The organism is Pseudomonas sp. JAI111, assembly GCF_024809425.1.
Taxonomy (GTDB): Bacteria; Pseudomonadota; Gammaproteobacteria; order Pseudomonadales; family Pseudomonadaceae; genus Aquipseudomonas.
Window position 1 is genome coordinate 80,067 of record NZ_JANUCB010000001.1, and the last position, 21,290, is coordinate 101,356.

18 protein-coding genes are annotated in these 21,290 nt (G+C 58.7%); 7 read left to right on the forward strand and 11 right to left on the reverse strand.

Going from position 1 to position 21,290, the window contains the following annotated elements; translation table 11 throughout:
* The first annotated feature begins 116 nt into the window (after positions 1–116).
* The 3 genes from HNR03_RS00380 (at position 117) to HNR03_RS00390 (ending at position 2,373) form a co-directional block, all read left to right on the forward strand.
* Positions 117–1,022 carry a LysR substrate-binding domain-containing protein gene (locus HNR03_RS00380; protein ID WP_259150029.1) on the forward strand — a complete coding sequence of 302 codons (906 nt, stop codon included), beginning with the start codon at positions 117–119 and terminating at the stop codon, positions 1,020–1,022.
* A 375-nt stretch (positions 1,023–1,397) separates the two neighbouring features.
* The gene (locus HNR03_RS00385) at positions 1,398–2,012 is read left to right on the forward strand and encodes an SPOR domain-containing protein (protein ID WP_259150030.1); all 615 of its coding nucleotides are present in this window, start codon (positions 1,398–1,400) and stop codon (positions 2,010–2,012) included.
* A gap of 70 nt (positions 2,013–2,082) precedes the next feature.
* Positions 2,083–2,373, forward strand: coding sequence for a DUF6388 family protein (locus tag HNR03_RS00390; RefSeq protein WP_259150031.1), 291 nt, complete (start codon positions 2,083–2,085; stop codon positions 2,371–2,373).
* Between the two features lie 104 nt (positions 2,374–2,477).
* On the opposite strand, the gene HNR03_RS00395 is transcribed toward HNR03_RS00390, so the two are convergent.
* Complete coding sequence (locus HNR03_RS00395; protein WP_222585811.1) at positions 2,478–3,332, reverse strand: AraC family transcriptional regulator; 855 nt, start codon at positions 3,330–3,332, stop codon at positions 2,478–2,480.
* Positions 3,333–3,520: 188 nt separating this feature from the next.
* Positions 3,521–4,492 (reverse strand): XdhC family protein, encoded by a 972-nt coding sequence (locus HNR03_RS00400; RefSeq protein ID WP_259150032.1) that lies wholly within the window; start codon positions 4,490–4,492, stop codon positions 3,521–3,523.
* A 90-nt stretch (positions 4,493–4,582) separates the two neighbouring features.
* Here HNR03_RS00400 and HNR03_RS00405 point away from each other — a divergent pair, with 90 nt between their 5' ends.
* Positions 4,583–5,368, forward strand: coding sequence for an alpha/beta fold hydrolase (locus tag HNR03_RS00405; RefSeq protein WP_259150033.1), 786 nt, complete (start codon positions 4,583–4,585; stop codon positions 5,366–5,368).
* Here the strand turns inward: HNR03_RS00405 and HNR03_RS00410 are convergent.
* From HNR03_RS00410 to HNR03_RS00445, 8 genes are all read right to left on the reverse strand, one after another.
* Positions 5,361–6,713: an MFS transporter gene (locus HNR03_RS00410; RefSeq protein WP_259150034.1), complete on the reverse strand. Its 1,353-nt coding sequence runs from the start codon at positions 6,711–6,713 to the stop codon at positions 5,361–5,363. The genes HNR03_RS00405 and HNR03_RS00410 overlap by 8 nt on opposite strands.
* Positions 6,714–6,897: 184 nt before the next feature.
* On the reverse strand, positions 6,898–7,701 hold the full coding sequence (locus HNR03_RS00415; protein ID WP_259150035.1) for an enoyl-CoA hydratase/isomerase family protein: 804 nt from the start codon (positions 7,699–7,701) through the stop codon (positions 6,898–6,900).
* A 19-nt stretch (positions 7,702–7,720) separates the two neighbouring features.
* A complete protein-coding gene (locus tag HNR03_RS00420) occupies positions 7,721–9,259 on the reverse strand; it encodes an AMP-binding protein (RefSeq protein WP_222585806.1) in 1,539 nt (512 codons plus the stop codon).
* Between the two features lie 5 nt (positions 9,260–9,264).
* Complete coding sequence (locus HNR03_RS00425; RefSeq protein WP_076385042.1) at positions 9,265–9,765, reverse strand: (2Fe-2S)-binding protein; 501 nt, start codon at positions 9,763–9,765, stop codon at positions 9,265–9,267.
* 2 nt (positions 9,766–9,767) lie between these two features.
* Entirely contained in the window at positions 9,768–10,574 is an 807-nt protein-coding gene (locus tag HNR03_RS00430) for a xanthine dehydrogenase family protein subunit M (RefSeq protein WP_259150037.1), read from the reverse strand.
* Positions 10,571–13,570 (reverse strand): molybdopterin cofactor-binding domain-containing protein, encoded by a 3,000-nt coding sequence (locus HNR03_RS00435; RefSeq protein WP_259150038.1) that lies wholly within the window; start codon positions 13,568–13,570, stop codon positions 10,571–10,573. Before HNR03_RS00435 ends, HNR03_RS00430 begins: the two co-directional genes overlap by 4 nt.
* A gap of 163 nt (positions 13,571–13,733) precedes the next feature.
* The gene (locus HNR03_RS00440) at positions 13,734–15,947 is read right to left on the reverse strand and encodes a bifunctional diguanylate cyclase/phosphodiesterase (RefSeq protein ID WP_259150039.1); all 2,214 of its coding nucleotides are present in this window, start codon (positions 15,945–15,947) and stop codon (positions 13,734–13,736) included.
* Between the two features lie 297 nt (positions 15,948–16,244).
* On the reverse strand, positions 16,245–17,168 hold the full coding sequence (locus HNR03_RS00445; RefSeq protein ID WP_259150040.1) for a LysR family transcriptional regulator: 924 nt from the start codon (positions 17,166–17,168) through the stop codon (positions 16,245–16,247).
* Between the two features lie 203 nt (positions 17,169–17,371).
* Here HNR03_RS00445 and HNR03_RS00450 point away from each other — a divergent pair, with 203 nt between their 5' ends.
* Complete coding sequence (locus tag HNR03_RS00450) at positions 17,372–18,211, forward strand: pirin family protein (RefSeq protein ID WP_259150041.1); 840 nt, start codon at positions 17,372–17,374, stop codon at positions 18,209–18,211.
* A gap of 74 nt (positions 18,212–18,285) precedes the next feature.
* On the forward strand, positions 18,286–19,362 hold the full coding sequence (locus HNR03_RS00455; RefSeq protein ID WP_259150042.1) for an alkene reductase: 1,077 nt from the start codon (positions 18,286–18,288) through the stop codon (positions 19,360–19,362).
* A 25-nt stretch (positions 19,363–19,387) separates the two neighbouring features.
* Here HNR03_RS00455 and HNR03_RS00460 read toward each other — a convergent pair whose 3' ends face one another.
* Positions 19,388–20,251 (reverse strand): aldo/keto reductase family oxidoreductase, encoded by an 864-nt coding sequence (locus tag HNR03_RS00460; protein ID WP_259150043.1) that lies wholly within the window; start codon positions 20,249–20,251, stop codon positions 19,388–19,390.
* A 100-nt stretch (positions 20,252–20,351) separates the two neighbouring features.
* Here HNR03_RS00460 and HNR03_RS00465 point away from each other — a divergent pair, with 100 nt between their 5' ends.
* Complete coding sequence (locus HNR03_RS00465) at positions 20,352–21,254, forward strand: LysR family transcriptional regulator (protein WP_259150044.1); 903 nt, start codon at positions 20,352–20,354, stop codon at positions 21,252–21,254.
* Positions 21,255–21,290: the final 36 nt, after the last annotated feature.

Genomic DNA, 21,290 nt, shown 5'->3' on the forward strand with positions numbered 1-21,290 from the left:
ACCACTGGATATTCCCGATAGAGAAGATCCTAGAGAGCTGACAACGGCTTGAAAAATGCTTTATTTTGGCAAGCCCATGTCTTTTTGGTATGGATTTACCTTCAAGGAATAGCGCCATGAACCTTCGTCAGCTGGAAGCCTTTCGCGCCGTGATTCTGGGCCAGACCGTGACCCGCGCCGCCGAGATGCTGTGCATCTCACAACCAGCGGCAACGCGACTGATCGCCAGCCTTGAGGAGGACATCGGCTTCAGCCTGTTCGACCGGATCAAAGGCCGGCTTCAGCCCACCCCCGAGGCCATGACGCTGTATCAGGAAGTGCAACGCTCGCTGCTCGGGGTCGAACGCATTGCCCGAACGGCGCAAGACATACGCAGCTTGAAACGCGGCTCACTGCACATCGCCTGCGCACCGGCCATGGGCCTGTCCTTCATGCCGCGAGCCATCGCCGCATTCATGGCCGAACATGATCAAGTGCAGGTATCGCTGGTTGTGCATTCATCGCGCGAGATCGTTGACCTGGTGGTCGGTCAGCGCTGTGATCTGGGCATCATTGTGCTGCCCAACACCTACCCCAGCCCCCGCGCGGAAAAACTGCTGGCAACCCGCATGCTGTGCGCATTGCCGGCCAATCATCGCTTACAGGACAACACCACGATCCGGCCTGAGGATCTGCAAGGCGAGGCGTTTATTTCTTATCCGCAATCCATCGGTTCACGCCAACACATCGACGCAATATTTGCCGCTCATGGGGTGGAGCGTGAACTGCGGCTGGAGACCCAGCTGTCGCTGCCCATGTGCGCCTTCGTCGAACAAGGCCTGGGAGTCGCGCTGGTCGATGCCATCAGCGCCGTTGAATACCGAGGCAGTGGCATCGTGTTCAGAGCCTTCGAGCCGGCGATCGAAATGGACTTCAGCATGCTGTTGCCGGTTCAAGGACCGGCGTCGAAATTGCAAATCAGTTTTCTCGAACACATGCAGCAGTTCATCGCTCGGGGGGTGCCGGCGGAATATCGGTTCTAATGGATCACTTTTACATCCATCTGATCCGGTTTTTTTTTGAACATCTGAGCCTTTTTCGCCAACCTACAGTCTATAAAGTGCATTGCCGATGCTCTTTCAAATAATAAAAAGCAGCCAACTAGTTTTGGCGCTTGGGCGCACTGACGCGCCCAAGATTTAGACCATCCCCAGGATCAGCAAATAGAAGCCTGTTTATCAGAAGAAAACGGGACAAATAACTATTCATTTGATTTGGAGATAGTCTCTGTGCGAAAGCTTGGTTTGGGTTTCCTGGTCACTGGCTTTTTGGGACAACTATCAGTACTACTATGGACTTACCTACCTGCCGGCCCAACTTGTCAAAATAACGTCGATAATTCATACCTCCGGCAAGAAGTGACAAAAATCGAACAAGTACTTGATGACACCGCTCATAAAGTTGCGACGGAGCTCAGTACAACGCATTCCGACGAGCTCGCGTCCCTTGCGGAAAACGGATTCCACATACCCGATTCAATGGAGTCTGACGCCGTACAGTTTTTGGCCGACAAGCCAGATGAAACACCCGCTCTTGCGCTGCCCTCATTACCCAAGCAGGCATACAATTGGACAATTATCCTCAGCGGTCTGATTTCTTTTGCCGGCTTGCTCCTGGCGCTCTTCGCCCGCAAAAAAGCCTTTGATCCGCAATGGCACCTCTTTCGCACGGTGCCAGGCTCGCTCATCACGCTGGAACGACCGTGCTTGACGTGCGGCGGCTTCATTTCCAACATCAAAAAAGCAGCTTCAAGCACTCCTTCATCCGGCCTTTGGGTGGTCGAAATTGCATTGAACACACCCGGCCGCCAACGCGCCCTGAAAGCCATTCAGCAGATGCAGTTGCCGGTAGCGCGTAAGGAAAACAACTTTGTCGTCATCGGTCCATATAAACAAAAACAGGACGCGGCTCGAGTCGTGAAGCAGTTGAGCGAAAGTCATGGCGTTCGCGGATGGATGATGGCAGGAAATTGACTTAGTCCGATGTAGCGCCGGGCCGACCTCGAACAACCCGCTACTTATTGCACGCCACACGAGAGCCTTCATGATCGCAAAAGAACTTAGAGCCGAACTCGCCCTGAAGAAATTCCTGGACGCCAACTTATGGCTCCAACTTGAACTCAGCGAGCTGAACTACAGCCTCGCTGAAAGTTGCGGGCTGTCACCAGAAGAATATCGCTTGAAATTTTTGCAAGAACAATTTGAAGCAGAAGCGGACGCTCATGACTGCGACTGCTGGGACTTCATTCTGCAGTGGGTAGCCGACACTAAGGAAGAACTTGATTCGATGCGCGAAGAACGCATGAAAGAGATTTATGACTTTCTGGGCGATTAGCGAATTCTACAACTTTCGTAGTCTACACAAGCTGCCGGCTTTCAAGATGAAACACTGACTTTACCAACGGGAGGATTGCCCAATCCCCCCGCCCTCCTTTCGGTTCAAACCTTCGCATAACAATCCACTACACGCCGATACTGGCTGGGTGAAGCGCCGATGTGCTGACGGAAAAACCGTGTGAAATGACCTTGCTCGGAGAACCCGAGGTTCTCCGACAACAGACCCAACGTTCCGCTGCGCTCACGCTCCAGCCAGGTAAACGCCCGGCGCATGCGCGCGTCGTTAAGCAGCAGGGTTGGCGTCATGCCGGTATCTTTCTTGAACAGCGCAAAGAAGTGCGCGCGCGACAGACCACAAGCCCGCGCGGCGTTGTCGATCGGGTTCGGATCATCGAGGTGCTCAAGCAACCAGGCGGTACCACGGCGCACGCGCGCGTCCCGGAACTCACCCGAGTTCGGCGCACCCAGTTGCGACAAATGCCGCCAGCTGGAAAAGTCCTCGATCAGTTCGATCAGGAAGTCGAACAGGATAAATTCCATGCGCTCTTTCGGCACGATCCCGCAGCCATGCGCTTCGGCGACCAGGATGTCGGCCAAGGTGCGATTACGACTCGACAGCTCGATGCATGACTGGGCAAAAAAGTCCGGCCGACCGCTGAGCGCCAGCGATTGCTGGGCAGTGGCCAGCCAGGAGGGCTCTATGTAGAGCGCCAGGATAAGGGTGGCACCGGCACCCGGCTGCGGATCGTAGAAATGCGGCTCCCAGGCGTTGACCAGCACTGCCGTGCGATCGCTGAGCGGAACTCGTCGTCCGTTGACGTTGAAGTAAGTGTCCTCGCCGGACACTTTGACCAGCACGTGGCATTCGGAATGGGTATGGGTGACCAGCGAACGATCCATATTCAGCAAGGCGACCCGGCCAAACCTGCCGTGGAAAACCCGTTGGGCAATCGACATCAGATTCCTCCGCTCGCTTGAAGCGATATCGTTATCGGCCTCAATGAATATCATCGGGGCATCTGTCTATTTCTCAAGCCCGTCGATCGGTCCATGGTTCAGCAACACTTGGCTGACCACTATCGCGCGCGAATGACCGAGCGTCTACCTCGACTTTCGCAGCCCCCACGCTCGTCGGAAAAAGCGCCTTACAAGGCATGGCGTTCTTTGCCGTGATAAACGCGCAGGATATCGGCGACCACCGCCAGCGCGATTTCCGCCGGGGCCTTGCTGCCCAGATCGAGGCCGATGGGCATGTGCAGACGGGCAATCTGTTCATCCGTCAGGCCGCCGATGCGTTTGAGCCGCTCGGCGCGTTTGGCAGAGGTTGCCTGAGAGCCCATGGCGCCGATGTAAAACGCCGGGGTGTGAACCGCTTCCATCAGCGCCAGATCATCGATTCGCGGATCGTGAGTCAACGCCACCACCGCAGTCGCCGCGTGGCAACCTCCGGCGGCGATAAACATCGAGGGCAGCACACGCTGCATCTCCACGCCTTCAAGATGTAGATGCAGCGTCTCTTCCCGGGGGTCGCAGGCAATGACTTCGCAGCCGATGGCGCGGGCGAAACTGGCGCAGACTTCAGCGACCGGCGAGAGCCCAGCCAGAATCAGGCGTAACGCCGGGCCCACGCTGATGCGCACCGTCTCGTCGTCGACTTGCACCCGCTCGCTGCCGTGCCCTGTGTCCGGGTCCAGGCGCAACGCACCGCTGCTCAGCTCGATATGACGCTGCAGACGTCGCTGGCCGAGTAATGCCGCTTGCAGACTCTCCAGGTGTGCGATCCATTCGAGACTGGCAGCGCGGTGCTCGACCAGCACGATCAGCACGCCACCACAGGGCAATCGTAGACGGTGGCGTTGCTCGACGCTGTCGCCATAACTGACGATTTGCGCCAGTTCGCGTAATTCACCGCGCGTCAGGCTTTCGAGAAACTCCTCCTCGACGCAGCCACCGGACAGCGAGCCGACGTGTTCGCCCGCGCCATTGGTCACCAGCATCGCACCCGGCGCACGCGGCGCCGAGCCATAGGTGGAGAGCACCGTGCACAGCCACTGGGCCTGCCCGGAGCGAGCCCATTGCAGTGCCTGGTCGATCACCTGAACATCGAGATGACGCATGATTTGCATACCTCAAGCAAAGCGTGGTGCTGCAGGCGGGGTTACGTTTACGGTAACCTGCGAGCAACCTTGTTCAATCGTTGATCCGACATGTCGCCACAACAATTTTTGCAACTTGGGCCACTGCGCCTGGAATATCGCCAACTGCCTGCGGCTGACCCATCGCGACCGACGCTGGTGTTGCTGCACGAAGGCCTCGGCAGCGCCGAACAGTGGAAAGACTTCCCCCAGCGCTTGGCCCAAATGAGCGGTTATGGCGTGGTCACTTACAGCCGTCAGGGTTATGGGCAATCGAGCCCGGTAACCCTGCCGCGTCCGCTGAACTACCTGAGCAGCGACGGCCCTCGTGAGCTGCGGCAATTGCTCGATGCCTTGCAACTGCCGCAGGTGGTCTTGCTCGGTCACAGTGACGGCGCATCCATCGTCCTCGCCTATGCCGCCACCAACGACCCACGCGTGTTGGGCAGCATTGCATTGGCGCCTCACGTGATTGTCGAGGCCGAGAGCCTCGATGGCATTCGCCATACCACTGAGGTTTGGCATCAGGGCCCATTGCGCGAACGCCTGGCACGCCACCATGGGACAAATGTCGATGGCGCTTTTCACGGTTGGAGCGACAGTTGGTTGCACCCGGACTTTTCCCTGGATGATCTCCAGGCGCAGCTGGCACATATCGAAAAGCCGCTGCTGGTCATTCAGGGTCGCGAAGACCACTACGCCACGCCCGAGCAACTGGCAGTCATCCAGCGACAGGTGCCTGGACCGTGCCACTGTGTGTTGCTGGATGACTGTCGGCACTTCCCCCAAGCCGAAGCGACCGAGCGGACGTTGCAACTGATCGGCGAATTCCTGGAACAACTCCCCACCGTTACTTGAAGTTGCCTTGGGTTTCTGGAATCACCACGCTGCCGATCAGGTAGATCACCGACAGACCGACGGCGAAAATCGCCAGTACCATGGGGATCTGCGCCGGACTGCTGCTGACCAGCGACACAAAGGTCGGCATGGTGCCGCCGAGGGCGAAACCGATGTTCCAGGACAACCCGGTGCCAGTGGCTCGCAGCTCGGTGGCAAAGCGTTCGTTGAGGAAGATCAGAATCGGCGCGATGATCGCCCCGCCCATGAAGCCTATGCCCATGCAATACAGTGCAGTTCTGGTCAGCGAGCCCGGTTCGGCGACGCCAAGGAACATCATCGGCAGGCCCACCAGGTTGATCACACCCAGCAGCATGAAGGTCTTCTTGCGACCGATCAGGTCACTCAGGTAACCGAAGGCCAGTGCTCCGACAATGGTTGCCGTCGACCCGTACATGAGCATCTGCGAAGTCTGCGTGTGAGGCACTTTGGCGACCACGTTGAGCAATGTCGGCAGATAACCGCAGGCCAGGTAATACGTGGCCCCGCCTCCGAAGGTAATCAGCAGATTGACCATCATCACGGCGCGGTACTCGCGACCAAACAGACGCTTGAGTGGCGACACCACCACTATTGCCGGCCCCTTGGTTTTGCGGACTTGTTGCAGTTGCCGCCAGACCGGGCTTTCTTCCAGGTAACGAAACATCACCAGACCGAAAAACGTGCTGAGCAGGCCGCAGAAAAACATGAAGCGCCAGCCCCAGACGTCAAATTCTTCCCCGGTAAAGATCTCCGACAACACCAGATAAGTGACTGACGCCAACAGCGCGCCCATGCCGGCGCCAGCGCCACCGATCAACCCGGACATCAATCCGCGATAGCGCGGCGAGATGGATTCGGTGCCGATGGTGTGAGTGGAGGCGACGATGCCGCCAACGAAAATGCCCTGAATCACCCGTAATACCAGGAACAGTATCGGGGCCAATATGCCGACCTGGTGAATGGTCGGCAACACGCCAAACAGTGCTGTGGAAATACCGACGCCGACCATCGACACCATCAGCGCACGCTTGCGACCGTGTTTATCGGCATACGCGCCGAAGATCGCCGAGCCCAGCGGACGCACCAGCAAGGCCACGGCGAATGACGCATAGACGGCGGCCAGCGACAATGTCGGGGTGTCCGAGGGGAAGAACAGGCGGCCGATGATCGGCGCCACATAGAGCAGAATGAACAGGTCAAACAAATCCAGCGCCCAACCGAATGTCGAGGCAAATGCCGCGAGCAGGGCCTTGCCCGGTGGAATCTGTGGTGTATCGATAGCGGCGCTGGTGGGTGATGCAGTTATTGTTGTTGTCGTAGTCATGGTTGCCTCACACAAACGGTGAATCGAAACGTTCTGCAGCCCGGTGCGCGGGTTGCGAGTAATCAGCAGGTCAGCGGTGAAATCTTGATGTGCCCTTTTCAGTTGCATTGAAGGGGCGGCAGACCCTGTTCCGTGAGGCGTACGCTGTTACCAACATACTCCCGGGCCTGCTCGCCAGTACGATTTACTCGCCGATAAACACGGCCGTACGCTTGCTGTGAAACGCTTCAACGCCTTCCTTGAAGTCTTTGGAGCTACGCAGACGGCTATAGCAGTGACCTTCCATTTCAATCGCGACGGTCAGCGGCGCATCTTCGTTGTCGTTGATCAGTTTTTTCGCCGTGCGCTGAGCCAGCGGCGAGAAGCGGCGCAATTCATCGACCAACGCGTCGACGGTGCTTTCCAGTTCGCTATCCGGCACGACTTCGGTCGCGATACCCCAGGCGTAGGCCTGGTCGCCGGTGATGCGTTTGGCGCGCATCACCATGTGCTTGGTGCGGGTGATGCCGATGATTTTCTGCAAGCGCGCGGAGCCACCCGAGCCGGGGATCTGCCCCAGGTTCTGCTCTGGCAAGGCGTAGCGAGTGGTCTGCGAAGCAATGCGGAAATCGCAGGCCAAAGACAGTTCGAAACCGACGCCGAAGGTGTAGCCACGGTTGGCAACGATCACCGGTTTTTCGCAACGAGCCGGTGCCGCGACGTTCCAGGCCAGCTTCGAAACGTGCTCCGGCGACGCTTCGAGAAAGCCCTTGATGTCGCCGCCGCTGGAGAAGTGTTCACCCACCGAGCGCAGCACGATAACGCGCACGCCTTTGTGTGCGTCGAGGGCTTCAAAGACCAGGCGCAGTTCATCACGCTGCCCCATGGAAATGACGTTCAGCGGTGCCCGGTTAAGGATGATGTCGGCGCGCTCGCGCGACACATCGACTTCAACCTGGAAGCCATCGAACTGAGTGTCGAGAAATTGCTGGATCGCTTGCTGTTGCATGAGAGTGTCCTCTGGATGATTAGCTGATGGCCTTCAAGGCCTGTTCCTGAAATTGAGCCAGCAGCACGCGCCGCAGCACCTTGCCCACTGGAGATTTGGGAATCTGATCGATGAATTGGTAACGCCGTGGCCGCTTGAATTTGGCCAGGCCCGAAGCGATGCAATGGGCATCGAGGTCGCCTTCAGAGACGTCGGCGCGCAGCTTGATAAACGCGGCAATGATCTTGCCCCACTGCTCGTCGGGCAGACCGACCACCACCACTTCTTCCACTGCCGGGTGCAGAGAGAGCATGTTTTCGATTTCTGCTGGACTGACGTTTTCGCCGCCGGTGATGATCAAGTCATCGACACGCCCCGTGACGAACAGGTCGCCCTCCAGATCGAAGTAGCCGATGTCACCGGTGAAATACCATCCGTCACGCAACGCCTTGGCGGTCGCTTCGGGGCGGTTCAGATAGCCTTCGAACGCCTCGTCACTCGCCAGGTCGGCGATGATCTGGCCCTCCTCCAACGGGTTGACCTGCACGTCCGCCGATTCAGCATCGATCGGCACCACGCGCACGCGCTGGTTCATCGCGCTGCGCCCTGACGAACCGGGCTTGCGGCTGGCTTGCTGGTCGATGGTGAAGGTGTAAATCTCCGAGCTGCCGTAATGATTGACGAACAATTGCGGCTGGAACGCCTGCTCGACGCGACGCATCAAACCGTCGCTCATCGGCGCACCGGCAAAGCCGATTTTCTCCACACTGGCGACTCGCTCGCGGGCAAAGGCCGGGTGTTCGATGAGCATGTGGTAGAGCGTCGGCACCAGGTACAGGTTGCTGACCTTTTCCCGCTCGATGGCCTGCAGCGTGGCTTCCACGTCAAACTTCGGTACACAGACGAAATGCCCGTCGATCAACGCCATGGACAGCAACGAACGCACGCCCATGGTGTGGTAAAGCGGCATGACACCCAGCGTGCACTCGCCCTGGCGATAAAGGTTTTGCGCTACGTGGGCAACCGCCGCGGCGCGTTCGCTACGGTGCCGACGGGGCACGCCCTTGGGCTTGCTGGTGGTTCCTGAGGTGTACAGCAGCAGTGAAAAGTCTTCGGCGTCGGCCTGCAAAATGATGCCGGAAGGGGTCTGCGAACACAGTTCCTCGAAACTCAGGTCAGTGTTGGCGGCACGCAGACCGGCGGCGATCCGTGGCAGCCTTGCGGCAGCGCTGCAACCGGCCACTGCGGTTACGGTAGCGTCGTCGTAAGCCACTGCACGGATTTGCGCATCTTCGATGCAGTAACCCAGCTCATCGGCAGTCGAACGCCAGTTCAACGGAGTCATGATGACGCCCGCAAATTGACAGGCCCAATGCAGGGTCGCCATCTGCCAGCGGTTTTGCATGGCTACCAGCAGTCGGTCACCGCGTTGCAGCCCGAGGCATTGCAAACCCCAAGCGGCGCTCTGGATATCGACGAACCATTCTTCATAGGTTTTCTTCAACGCACCGTCACTGACCGCCACGGCGTGCGGTCGGCGTTCAACGGCTGCGAGAAAGCTGCGTCCGAGATCGAACATTTTTGTTATACCCCTTTGTTCGTTTGGCGCTGGGCAGCGACTTCGAGCACGGCCTGGACGATGCCGGTGTAGCCCGTGCAGCGACATAGATGCCCCGAAAGCATGTCGCGTACCTGGGTCTCGTCCGGGTTGGGTACCCGTTCCAGGAAATCCACGCAGGACATGAGAATGCCCGCAGTGCAAAAGCCGCACTGCAAGGCGTGATGACGGCGAAAGGCTTGTTGCAGGTCGCTCAGGGTGTCGTCGTCGGCCAGGGACTCGACAGTCTCGATACGCCGCTCGTGCCCCTGTACCGCGAGCATCAGGCAAGAACGCATGGCGACCCCGTCCACCAGCACCGTGCAGGCACCGCAGACACCGTGTTCGCATCCGACATGGACACCGGTGGCACCGAGGTCGTGGCGCAGGAAGTCGCAGAGTTGGGTCCGCGGTTCAGCCAGCGCCTCGCGGGAGCGGCCATTGAGTTCAAGGCGAATCGCAAAGGTTTGGTCGGCAGTTACACGCATGTTCAGACTCCTTCGATCAGCTGGTGACCCAGCTCGCGAATCAGTTGGCGGCGATAGGCAGCGCTGGCGTGCACATCGTCTTGTGCATCGAGCGACCAGGCGGTTTGATTGAGCGCGTCCGGCAGCTCCGCACCACGAGGCAGGCTGCGACGTTGCGGACGGTCGGCGACCCCGCCGATGCCCAGTTCGACCTGGTCCAGGCCGATGGCCGCGGCCAGGGAGACAATTGCAAAGTCGCCGTGGCGCATGGCGATTTCGCGAAAGCGATAAGTGATGCCTTCGCGCTTGAGCGGAAAACGCACCTCGACGACCAGTTCATCCGCACGCTTGTCGGTGGTGAGGATGCCTTGGAAGAAGTCGACAGCCTTGACAATGCGTTTGCCTTTTTTCGACTCGAGAACGATCTCGCCGCCCAAGGTCACCAGGCACAGCGGCAACTCGGCGCTCGGGTCGGCATGAGCCACCGAACCGCAGACCGTGCCGCGATTACGCGTCTGGAAGTGACCGATCCAGGGCATCGCCAGGGCCAATAAAGGCACCTCGTCCATCAGGGTTGAACGCTCCAGCAACTGCGCCTGCCGTACCCCGGCACCGACTGCCAGGCAATCCTTGCGCAGTTCGATATAGGCCAGGTCAGCCACATGATTGATATCGATCAGCAACTTGGGTTGAGCCAGGCGCATGTTCAACACCGCCATCAGCGATTGGCCTCCGGCGATGATGCGAGCCTCTTGGCCGTACTCGGCAAGCAGCTCAACCACCTGACGACGGGTGTCAGCCCGAACGTAATCGAAAGCGGCCGGTTTCATTGCGCACCTCCCTTGCCAAACAGCGCGCCAAGCGAGGCACGCAGGCGCGCCCACCAGCCGGTGGAGATGGCCTGGCCACTGACCCGTTGCGACAGCCGAGTAAAGATTTGTCCGATGATCACTTTCGAGGCCCCTTGCAACATACGGCCGCCGACCGCGGCGACTTTGCCGCTGACCGCCACCTGGTATTGGTATTCCAGGCGTGTGTGGCCATTTTCCAGTTCGACGAAACGCACCTTGGCCTGGCCCTGGGCCGAGCCCATGGAGCTGCTGCCGGATCCGGACAGACGCAACGAATGCGGCGGGTCGAGATCACTCAGGGCAACCTTGGCCTCGAAGCGCGCGCGGATCATGCCGACGCCGACGGTGACGTCTGCGCGGTAACGGTTTTCGCCTTCAAGCACGAGGTCGTGGCAACCGGGAATGATCGCCGCCAGCGTCTGCGGGTCGAGCAAGGTATCGAAGACCTGTTGCGGCGACGCAGGAATCACCACCGAGTCGTTGGCCCGCAGTGCAGGTCCACCGGCGGCTGCCGCGTCCAGGCTTTCATCGGGCTCCATGCCGGCGGGCCGTGGCGGCTCGTCGATGCCGATTAGCGTGCGTACTTTCGATGGCGTCAGTGGCAAACGGATGTCCGAGCGACCGAGGGCGTCGGCCACCGCGTTGGCGATACACACCGGCGTGCTCATGTTGTTGCCCTCGCCCACACCCTTGGCGCCCAGCGGCGTAAATGGCGATGGCGTTTCCATGTGCAGGATCACCGGCTCGATCACTTCCGGTGCGGTCGGCACCAGATAGTCGGCGAAGGTCCCGGAGAGGAAGCTGCCGTCCTCGCCATAGGCGAATTCTTCCATCAGCGCCGCGCCGAGGCCTTGGGTGAAGCCTCCCCGAATCTGGCCATCGACCAGTGCCGGGTTGAGCAGCCGGCCGGCGTCATGACAGGTGACGTAGCGATCGATGTGGATCTCGCCGGTCATGCGGTCGATTTCCAGACCGCAGATGTCGAAGACAAAGCCGTAGCACAGCGAGCTGTTGACCTGATCCTTGTCGTCCGGTGCCTCCAATTGTGGCGGGCTCCAGAAGGCGGTTTCACGCAGACCGCCATTTTCCCCTTCCGGCAGCAGGCCCGGCGACCAGTGGGTCGCACCGGCGATCCGATGAAATGGCGCCACCGCCCCGCCATTGACTACAAAAATCTTGCCACCCGCGAAACGGATATCTTCGGGACTGGCCTGCAACTGCTCGGCGGCAATCGCGGCGAGGCGATCGCGAATCTTCAGCGCGGCCTTGTAGACGGCACCGGCCACCGCACCGGCGAAACGGCTGGAATAGTTGCCCGAGGCAATCGACCAAGCATCCTTCTGGGTATCCAGTTCGACGTTGACCACGATGGACTCCAGCGCAACCCCAAGCACTTCGGCGACGACCTGAGCGACGGTGGTTTGATGGCCCTGCCCTTGCGGTGCCGAGGACACATGCACACTGACGTCCCCCAACGGGCCGACGTTGATGGTTGCGGTTGCGACAGCACCGTTTTTCGGACCGGCCTTGCGCCGCTCTTCGGGTGTCATCGCGGTGGTGATGTAACCCATGTTGGAAATCGAGGGTTCGATGACGGCGGCATAACCGATGCCATAGATTCGGCCTTCGGCACGCGCCTGATCACGACGCTTGAGCAACTCGTCGAGACCGCCATCAGCGACTGCCAAGGCAATGCCTGCCTGGTAATTGCCGGAGTCGAGCAACGCACCGGCGGCCGCGCGATAAGGGAAGGCATCGGCCGGCACCAGGTTGCGGCGGATCACCTCCAACGGATCGAGCTTCAACTGCACGGCGATGTGTTGCAGCAGCCGTTCAAGGGCGAAATACACCTGCGGGCCACCAAAACCACGGTTCAGGCCGGAAGGGGTTTTGTTGGTCAGCACCACACGGTTGCGCACTTGCAAATTGCGGATCGCGTAGGCCCCCGTCAGGTTGCCGTGCATGCGGTAGAACGTCGCCGGTTCCGGCGCTCTCAGGTAGGCACCACAATCGTCGATCTGGTCATAACGCAACGCGGTGATACGGCCATCAGCTTCTACCGCCGCTTCAATCTCGGTCACCCGGTTGGTCGCAGAAGAAGCCCCTTGAAGATGCTCCAGACGGTCCTCGACCCACTTCACCGGTGCGCCGACCTTGCGTGACGCCAGGCCCATCATCACGACATAAGGGAACACGCCTTGCTTGATGCCAAAGCTGCCGCCGGAATCTTTCGGTGTACGCAAACGCAAGCGGTTGCCGGGCACATTCAGTGCCCGGGCCATGACCGTGTGCAACGCGTAGGGTCCCTGGAAGTTAGCCAGCACGTCATAAATGCCGGTCGCGCGCTCGTACTGAGCCAGCACCACATAGCATTCGATGGGTGTGCAGGAACTGCGCGGGAACTTCACTTTGAGCGACACCTTGTGCGGCGCCTGCTCGAACGCCTGCTCCGGCTCGCCATAACGAAAGTGCCGTTCGTTGACCACGTTGCTGCCGACTGCTTCGTGCAGGATCGGCGCCTGTTCGGCGGTGGCCAGTTCAGGGTCGATGATCGGAGGCAGCGTCTCGTATTCGACGCGCACACCTTCGATGGCGTCCTCGGCCAGATAGCGGCTCTCAGCGATCACCACAGCCACCGGCTCTCCGACATAACGCACCTTGTCGACGGCGACGCACCAGTGCTCCATCGGCTGACGTACACCTACCGGGAAAGGCAGCGCCCAGCGTTTGACGTCTTCGCCGACCAGCACGCCGTGCACGCCTTTCATCAGCAGCGCTTTGGAGAAGTCCACCGAGGTGATCCGCGCATGAGCGTGGGGTGAACGGATGATCGCCGCATGCAGCGTGCCCGGAGGGATCGCAGCGTCATCGGCGTAGCAGCCGAGGCCACGCAACAATGCGGCGTCCTCGACACGGGTCTGACGGGCGCCGATATGGCCGGTCTGGCTTTCAATAGCAGGTTCTAAACTAGTCATTTTTTCGCGGCTCTTGTTGTATTGCGGCGCGATAGCGTTAGAGCCGAGTGTGTGAGAAAGGCGCGGGGAGCGCCTTGCCTGGGGAGAGGGAGTTCTGCGCGGGAGTCTGAAAATTTGCCTTTGCGTCTGATTTTTCAGACCTGAGCCCCGGCAGAACTGCCGATCAGTGATGGGATGCGGGTTGGCTCAGGAACACTTCGATTTCTGTATAGGGCATCGGTTTGGCGAAGTAATACCCTTGAAAAATATCGCAGCGACTGCCCTTCAGGAAATTCACCTGGGACGCCGTTTCCACGCCTTCGGCGACCACCGTCAGGCTGAGGTGATGGGCCATTGAAATAATGCCTTGAGTGATCGCTGCATCGTGATTGCCAGCGACGATTTCCTGGATGAACGAGCGGTCAATCTTGATCTTGTCGATGGGCAAACGCTTGAGGTAGCTGAGGCTGGAAAAACCGGTACCGAAATCATCAAGCGCAATGCGCACCCCCAACGCCTTGAGCCGGTGCAAGGTTTCAATCGCCTGTTCAGCGTTGTTCAACATCAGCGACTCGGTGATCTCCAGCTCTAACTGCTCACCACGCAGACCGTGTTTCTCCAGGGCGGCCTGGACGCACTGGACGAAATTGCCACGCTGAAAATGCATCGGCGAAATATTCACGGCCATCGAGATGCCGGTGATGCCTTGATCACCTAGCTGACGCAGCTGCGCGCAGGCCGTATCGAGTACCCAAAGGCTCAACGGAATGATCTGACCACTGTCCTCTGCCACCGGTACAAACACCGCTGGCGAGATAAATCCTTTTTCCGGATGCTCCCAGCGCAGCAACGCTTCGATCCCGACCACCCCTAACGTTCGCGCGTCTATCTGCGGTTGATAATGCAACCTGAGCGACTGGGTTTCGATGGCCTTCTGCAGGTCATTGCGCAGGCTCGCGTGCTCGCAAACACGCTGATTGAGATCGCTGGTGTACCACTGAAAGTTGTTGCGCCCTTGCTGCTTGGCTTTGTACATGGCCATGTCAGCCTGCTGGATCAGCTGCATCGGTTGCTCAATGTCACCATCGCTCAGGGTGATGCCGATACTTGCACTCACGTGCAGGTCAATGCCCTGGATGCAGTAGGGTTTGGCAATGCTGGCCATCAAGCGCTCGGCCACCGGAACAACGTCCTCATCATGAAGCAGGTCCGGCAGCAGAACGATAAATTCGTCACCGCCCATGCGCACGATGGTATCGCCGGGACGAACCTGCTGGGTCATACGCTGTGCGACTTCAATCAGCACTTGATCGCCGAAGTAGTGTCCGATCGAATCGTTGATGGATTTGAATCCATCCAGATCAATGCAAATCACCGCCAGGCGACGCTTTCGCCGACGAGTGATGTGACAATCCAGCATAAGCCGGTCTTCAAGAGAGACACGGTTAAGCAAACCAGTCAGACGATCATGGCTGGCGTTGAAGCTCAACTGGCGCTCGTAATGCTTCTGCTCGCTGATGTCCCGGGCAATGCCAAATACCCCGACGATCTCTCCGTTGACCATGATCGGCAGGTTGGAAATGTCCATGGTCAGCAGTTTTTCACTCTCGTCGAAAACCCGTGCCTCGAAGCGCTGAGGCGCCCCGGCGCGGGCTGCGGAAAAATGCTGACTGACCCGTTGCAGGTCCTCTTCGAGCACCAGATGAGAAAAGTGATGACCAATGAATTCGGCAGCGGTATGAGGTTTTAGCTTCAGGCCTGCCGGATTCACACTCTGGATGTTGCCCGCCAGATCGAGGGCGAACACCGGGTTGGGGTTGTAAGTGAACAATGAACGAAATTGTTGTTCGCTTTTCTCCAGACGTTGGCCGTCACGCTCATGGCGGATCGCAATGACTGCCAGCTGGGCTGCGCAGGCCAGCCGTTGAATCTGCGTCTCGTCCGGCGCATGGGCGCGGCTCTGGTACAGGGCAAATGTACCCAACACGCTTCCTTGATGGGAGAGCAAAGGCAACGACCAGCAGGAACGCAGGTTATGCCCCAGCGCCAGATCGCGAAAACGCTCCCAGTTGGGGTCCCGGGCGATGTCTTCGGTGACCACCAGCTCGCGCCGGAACGCCGCGGTGCCACAGGTTCCTTCGTGTGGACCAATGACCATTCCATGAATCGCCTCGCTGTATTCGACCGGCAGACTGGGCGCCGCGCCGCTCAGCAAGCGTTTGCCCTCGGCATCAGTGAGCAGGATCGAGCAGAAGGTTTCCGGGGTTTGATCGTCAAGCATCAGGCAGATGGCGCTGAGTATTTCGCCTAGATGATGATCGGTCGCGATCATACCGAGAATGTCACGTTGAGACTCGGGGAGCGTCTTGCTGTGAAAGCCCGTGTGACGAGTATTCATGGTGGTTCCTGAAGACTCTCAAGGTCGTCCGGTCTTCAGAGAGCCTGGAATAGTGGGAGGCCGATCACTGTCCACTAGTGCGTCGGTCGCGCACTGTATAGAGCACCGACCAGCAAAAAGAAGGCTCAGATCCAATATAAAAAACAGTATCAGATTGCCTGCGTTTGGCTGATTTTCTGGCCGCAGGCAGGCTTTCGAGAAAGGACAGATCACGTTGCACCCGTTGAGTAGGCTCAAGTGCATCGGGCTGGGTGAACGGCAACGAAATCAGGCGTCCTGCAGAATCAGATCGGCGCCCTACTGCCCAGGTAAAATCCTTGCCGGGAATGCTTGCGCTTTTAGCTTCTCCATCACCAGTTCTATAAAGGCTGATACCGCCAACGGCAAATGTTGCCGACTGGGATAAAGCACATGCAGGCCGTATCCAGTGCGATGGTATTGCGGTAGCACAGGCACAAGGCGGCCAGCCTGAAGATCGGCATTAACTATCGCGGACGGCAGCAACGCAATGCCCAAGCCAGCTACCGTGGCCTTACGCAATGCCTGAGCCGTGTTGCCATTGAAACGGCTGGAAATCTGCACGTCTTCCTCAACACCGTTTGGCCCTTTGAGACGCCATGTGGTGACGCCGCTAGGATGAGCGAAACTTACACAGTCGTGATTGACAAGATCCTCTAGCGTGGCCGGCACACCTCGGTTGCTGAGGTACTTGGGGCTGGCGACCAAACCTTCATTGCCTGCTCCAATGAGTTGGCGACCGACGTATCCAGAATCGCGCAAAGTGCCCCCTCGAAACGCGATGTCGATCCGGTCAGCGATCAAATCGGCGTGTGCATCACTGAGCACGAAGTCAAGCTGAACCCGCGGATGCAAGGCTAGAAAATCGGCCACCCATTCCATCGGGAAGAAATCGAAGAAATCAGCCATCGCCGCAATGCGCACAATGCCACTCGGCTCCTGGTTGCCGGTCATTAATTGCTGCCCGGCATCGATCAGGCCTTCTACCGCGCCCGAGCACCGGTCATGAAAAACCTGACCTGAATGGGTAAGGGTGAGCTTGCGCGTGGAACGCTGCAGCAGCCGTGTGCCGAGCTGAGCCTCGAGTTGTTGAACGCGCCTGCTCAACGTGTTGGACGGCATTCCAAGCTGGCGCGCCGCTTCGGCAAAGCTGCCGTTGCGCACCACGTGTACAAACAAGGCGACGTCGTTCAGGTCAAGCATGTTAGCGCCACTACTTCGTTAAATGGATGAGTTCACTCCAATTATGCCATCTAATAAAGCAATTAGAAGACGCATATCCTTCAGGCATCGCTGAAGTCAGCCCCCAGTCTGCTGGACCGATGACCCGCATATGGCCCTGCCAAAGCGCTGCTCGATGGCAATGTCTGGAGGGCTCAGGCGCTCAAAACCACGGGAGAAAACATATGACCGCCACCGTCGCTGTTCTGCAACGCGCCATTGTCCATCGCACCAAAGGCAGCACCCATGGCCCTATAACGCGGCTCATGAGCCCGGGCGATCTGGGCGAGCTTCTAAAGCCTTTCATTTTTCTTGATATTTTCAGTCTGAACGCCAGTCGCGGTAAGTCCAATTTCGGCATGCACCCACACTCAGGGATCGCGACGGTTACCTTCATGACCAAAGGTGAGGTCGCCTATGAAGACAGCACTGGCGCGACAGGTGTGTTGCTTGCCGGTGGTGTTGAGTGGATGCGCGCCGGCAACGGGGTTTGGCACGACGCTACGCTAGCCAACGAGTCCTCGATGCAGGGATTCCAGCTCTGGGTGGCACTACCGCCGTCGTTGGAAAACGCCCCCGCACTGAGTGTCTATCTTGCGCCCTCCCAAGTTCCGCAAGCAGGCCCGGCGCGTGTGCTCCTGGGCCGCTACGGTCATGCGCAGAGCCTGATTGAAACGCCGAGTGACATGAACTATCTCGCCGTGAATTTGAAAGACGGCGAACGCTGGCGGTATACCCCGCCGTCCGGACACACCGTGGCCTGGCTCGCGGTTAATGCAGGACGGCTGGACACCGGGAGCCTGATCAACACCGGCGAACTCGCCGTGTTCGAGGAGTCCGAGCAAGCCGTCGACTTCGTGGCACTAGGCGAATGCTCATTCGTGCTGGGCTCAGCGGTGAAGCATCCGCACGAACTGGTGATGGGTCACTACTCGGTGCACACAAGCAAGGTGGCTCTGGCGCAGGGCGAAACTGAAATACAGCGGATTGGCGCGCGCCTGCGACAGCAAGGACGACTTGACTAGGGCTCCCTCAACACTTCGCAAAGATCGTTACGACGATCACGACTCATGCAATCCAAAACCTACTGAGAAACATCATGACCACGAGCAATCTCGACCTGCTTTTGTCCCCTGCACAAATCGGCTCCCTCCTTCTGAAAAACCACATGGTCATGGCGCCTTTGACGCGAAGCCGCGCCGGTGAAGGTGATGCTCCGACGCCCACCGTGGTTGAGTATTACCGGCAACGTGCCGGTGCCGGCCTCATCATCACCGAGGGTTCTCAGGTCTCGGCACAAGGCAAAGGCTATATGAGAACGCCGGGCATTTTCACCTCCGAACAAATCGCGGGCTGGAGACAAGTCACCGACGCTGTTCATGCCGAAGGTGGACGGATATTCCTGCAACTCTGGCATGTCGGACGGCTCTCACATCCATTGGTGCAGATCAACGGCGCCCAGCCAGTAGCACCTTCAGCGATCAAGGCTGATGGCGAGATTTACACGTCTGAGGGACTCAAGTCTTACGAAATCCCACGGGCTCTGGATCTCGGTGAGATTCCCGATGTGGTCGCTGATTTTCGCCTGGCTGCTGAAAACGCGAAACGTGCAGGATTCGACGGTGTTGAGATCCACGGAGCAAACGGTTATCTGATCGACCAGTTCCTGCGCGATGGCACCAATACCCGAACCGATGCCTATGGCGGCGCTATAGAACATCGCGCCCGGTTTCTCAAGGAGGTCGTCGAGTCGGTCATCGAGGTCTTCGGGGCCAGCCGCGTAGGTGTTCGCCTGTCGCCGATCTTCAATTATTTCTCCATGAGCGACAGCAATCCCCAAGCGACTTTCAACTACGCAGCGAAGATGCTCAGTCGCTATGGTTTGGCCTACCTTCATGTGGTGGAACTCGGTGCAGGGCCATTCGATTTCAGGGAACTGAAGCGTTGTTTCGGCGGCACCTATATCGCCAATGGGGGCTATGACGCTGAGCGCGCTGAAATGGCGCTCAGCTCAGGCGATGCGGATCTCGTGTCGTTTGGCACCGCGTTCCTGGCCAACCCGGATTTGGTCGAGCGATTCAAACACGGCAAGGCCCTGAACGAAGCCGACCCAACGACGTTCTACCAAGGTGAAGAGCGCGGTTATACGGACTATCCGACCCTGGCGGAATTCTGACAAACACGCTGAGCTCGCCGCTCCTTTATCCCAGCACCTCCAACTCGGCCAGCACCTGCGGTGCAATGACCAACTCGCTCGCGGTGAGGTTTTCCCGCAGGTGTGCCACCGAAGACGTGCCCGGTATCAACAGGATATTGGGTGCACGTTGCAGCAGCCACGCCAGCGCCAAGCACAGAGGTGAAACGTCCATGCGTGTCGCTACGTTCGAGAGGACTTGCGACTGTAGAGGTGTGAAACCACCCAGAGGAAAGAACGGCACATAAGCAATGCCCTGCTGACCCAACTCGGAAATAAGCGCCTCGTCTTCACGGTGTGTCAGATTGTAGTGGTTCTGCACGCAGACGATGTCCGCGATCCCCTGCGCTTGCTTGACCTGCGATGGCGTGACATTGCTGACGCCCAAGTGGCGAATGAGCCCCTGACGTTGTAATTCCGCAAGTGTGGTAAAGGCCTCCTCGATAGACCCTTCGACGGGCGCTTGCTGGTTGCCCATAGCCCGAAGGTTCACCACATCCAGTACGTCGACACCAAGATTGCGCAGGTTGTCATGCACGGCCTGGGTCAATTCGGCGGGGCTCTGCGCTGGATTCCAAGAGCCATCAGCGCCGCGGAGTGCGCCGACCTTGGTCACGATCACCAGGTTTTCAGCATAAGGGTGTAAAGCTTCACGGATCAGTTGGTTGGTCACGTGAGGACCGTAAAAATCGGCGGTATCAATGTGGTTTACACCCGATGCCAGCGCTTCACGCAGCACGGCAATGGCCGCTTTCGAGTCTTTGGGAGGCCCAAAAACGTGAGGTCCCGCCAATTGCATCGCACCATAGCCCATACGATTTACCGACCGGTCGCCCAATAAGAACGAACCTGCCTTAGCCACTTTGCTCATGTTGTCTACCTCTATCAGAGTATGTGTGGCGAACTATAGGCATTGACCACTTCACAGGTAATAGGGTGCAATCGGCACGGGTTGTACGGCTGAGAGAACAATGCAAACCAACATTCAAGACTTGCTCGCCTTTGTTGCCGTAGTGAATGCCGGAGGGTTTCGCGAAGGCGCCAGGACGAGTGGCAGATCCGCCTCAAGTCTGAGTGATGCCGTGCGCCGCCTGGAAGAGAGGCTAGGCGTACGGTTGCTCAACCGGACCACCCGCAGCGTGAGACCGACTGAGGCGGGCGCGAGATTGATGGAGCGCATTGTGCCCGCGTTGGGGGAAGTCGAATCTGCTCTTGATGTCGTCAACGACTTCCGCGGGCGCCCCTCCGGCACACTTAAGCTGAACGTGCCGGCAAGCGCCGCAAGGCTGGTGCTTCCGCCGATCATTACCCCCTTCCTGCAGACCTATCCCGACATTCGCCTGGAGGTCATGATCGAGGAGAGTTTTGTCGACATGCTTGCCGCGGGTTGTGACGCGGGTATCCGCTACGATGAACGCCTTGAGCAGGACATGATTGCGGTCCCCATCGGCCCACGATTCCAGCGTTTTGCCACGGCTGCATCGCCGGCTTACCTTGATGCCAGAGGTCGGCCGGAACACCCTCGGGATCTGTTGAAGCACGCCTGCCTGCGGGGCCGATTTCCCAGTGGCGCGATGCCGCTCTGGGAGTACGAACGTCATGGCGAAATCATTAACGTGGACCCGACCGGGCCGTTGATTGTCAGCTTGGGTGGCACTGTGGACCTGGCCGTTCAGGCTGCGATTGACGGGCTGGGGATTATCCAGCTGTTTGAGGACTGGCTTCAGCCCCATCTGGATAGCGGCGCACTGGAACCGGTGCTGGAACCCTGGTGGCAGAATTTTACCGGCCCGTTTCTCTATTACCCTGGCAGACGCTATCTGCCCTCGCCTCTTAGGGCATTTGTCGACTTTATCAATGCTCAGCGAACGTAGTACAGGTGCCGCGCGGTCTAGCCTGATGCACAGCAC

What these genes read in the sequence shown, in the direction of transcription:
- HNR03_RS00380 (WP_259150029.1), top strand. Translation starts at nt 117, where the DNA reads ATGAACCTTCGTCAGCTGGAAGCCTTTCGCGCCGTGATTCTGGGCCAG.
- HNR03_RS00390 (WP_259150031.1), top strand. Translation starts at nt 2,083, where the DNA reads ATGATCGCAAAAGAACTTAGAGCCGAACTCGCCCTGAAGAAATTCCTG.
- HNR03_RS00395 (WP_222585811.1), bottom strand. Translation starts at nt 3,332, where the DNA reads ATGTCGATTGCCCAACGGGTTTTCCACGGCAGGTTTGGCCGGGTCGCC.
- HNR03_RS00400 (WP_259150032.1), bottom strand. Translation starts at nt 4,492, where the DNA reads ATGCGTCATCTCGATGTTCAGGTGATCGACCAGGCACTGCAATGGGCT.
- HNR03_RS00405 (WP_259150033.1), top strand. Translation starts at nt 4,583, where the DNA reads ATGTCGCCACAACAATTTTTGCAACTTGGGCCACTGCGCCTGGAATAT.
- HNR03_RS00410 (WP_259150034.1), bottom strand. Translation starts at nt 6,713, where the DNA reads ATGACTACGACAACAACAATAACTGCATCACCCACCAGCGCCGCTATC.
- HNR03_RS00415 (WP_259150035.1), bottom strand. Translation starts at nt 7,701, where the DNA reads ATGCAACAGCAAGCGATCCAGCAATTTCTCGACACTCAGTTCGATGGC.
- HNR03_RS00420 (WP_222585806.1), bottom strand. Translation starts at nt 9,259, where the DNA reads ATGTTCGATCTCGGACGCAGCTTTCTCGCAGCCGTTGAACGCCGACCG.
- HNR03_RS00425 (WP_076385042.1), bottom strand. Translation starts at nt 9,765, where the DNA reads ATGCGTGTAACTGCCGACCAAACCTTTGCGATTCGCCTTGAACTCAAT.
- HNR03_RS00430 (WP_259150037.1), bottom strand. Translation starts at nt 10,574, where the DNA reads ATGAAACCGGCCGCTTTCGATTACGTTCGGGCTGACACCCGTCGTCAG.
- HNR03_RS00435 (WP_259150038.1), bottom strand. Translation starts at nt 13,570, where the DNA reads ATGACTAGTTTAGAACCTGCTATTGAAAGCCAGACCGGCCATATCGGC.
- HNR03_RS00440 (WP_259150039.1), bottom strand. Translation starts at nt 15,947, where the DNA reads ATGAATACTCGTCACACGGGCTTTCACAGCAAGACGCTCCCCGAGTCT.
- HNR03_RS00445 (WP_259150040.1), bottom strand. Translation starts at nt 17,168, where the DNA reads ATGCTTGACCTGAACGACGTCGCCTTGTTTGTACACGTGGTGCGCAAC.
- HNR03_RS00450 (WP_259150041.1), top strand. Translation starts at nt 17,372, where the DNA reads ATGACCGCCACCGTCGCTGTTCTGCAACGCGCCATTGTCCATCGCACC.
- HNR03_RS00455 (WP_259150042.1), top strand. Translation starts at nt 18,286, where the DNA reads ATGACCACGAGCAATCTCGACCTGCTTTTGTCCCCTGCACAAATCGGC.
- HNR03_RS00460 (WP_259150043.1), bottom strand. Translation starts at nt 20,251, where the DNA reads ATGAGCAAAGTGGCTAAGGCAGGTTCGTTCTTATTGGGCGACCGGTCG.
- HNR03_RS00465 (WP_259150044.1), top strand. Translation starts at nt 20,352, where the DNA reads ATGCAAACCAACATTCAAGACTTGCTCGCCTTTGTTGCCGTAGTGAAT.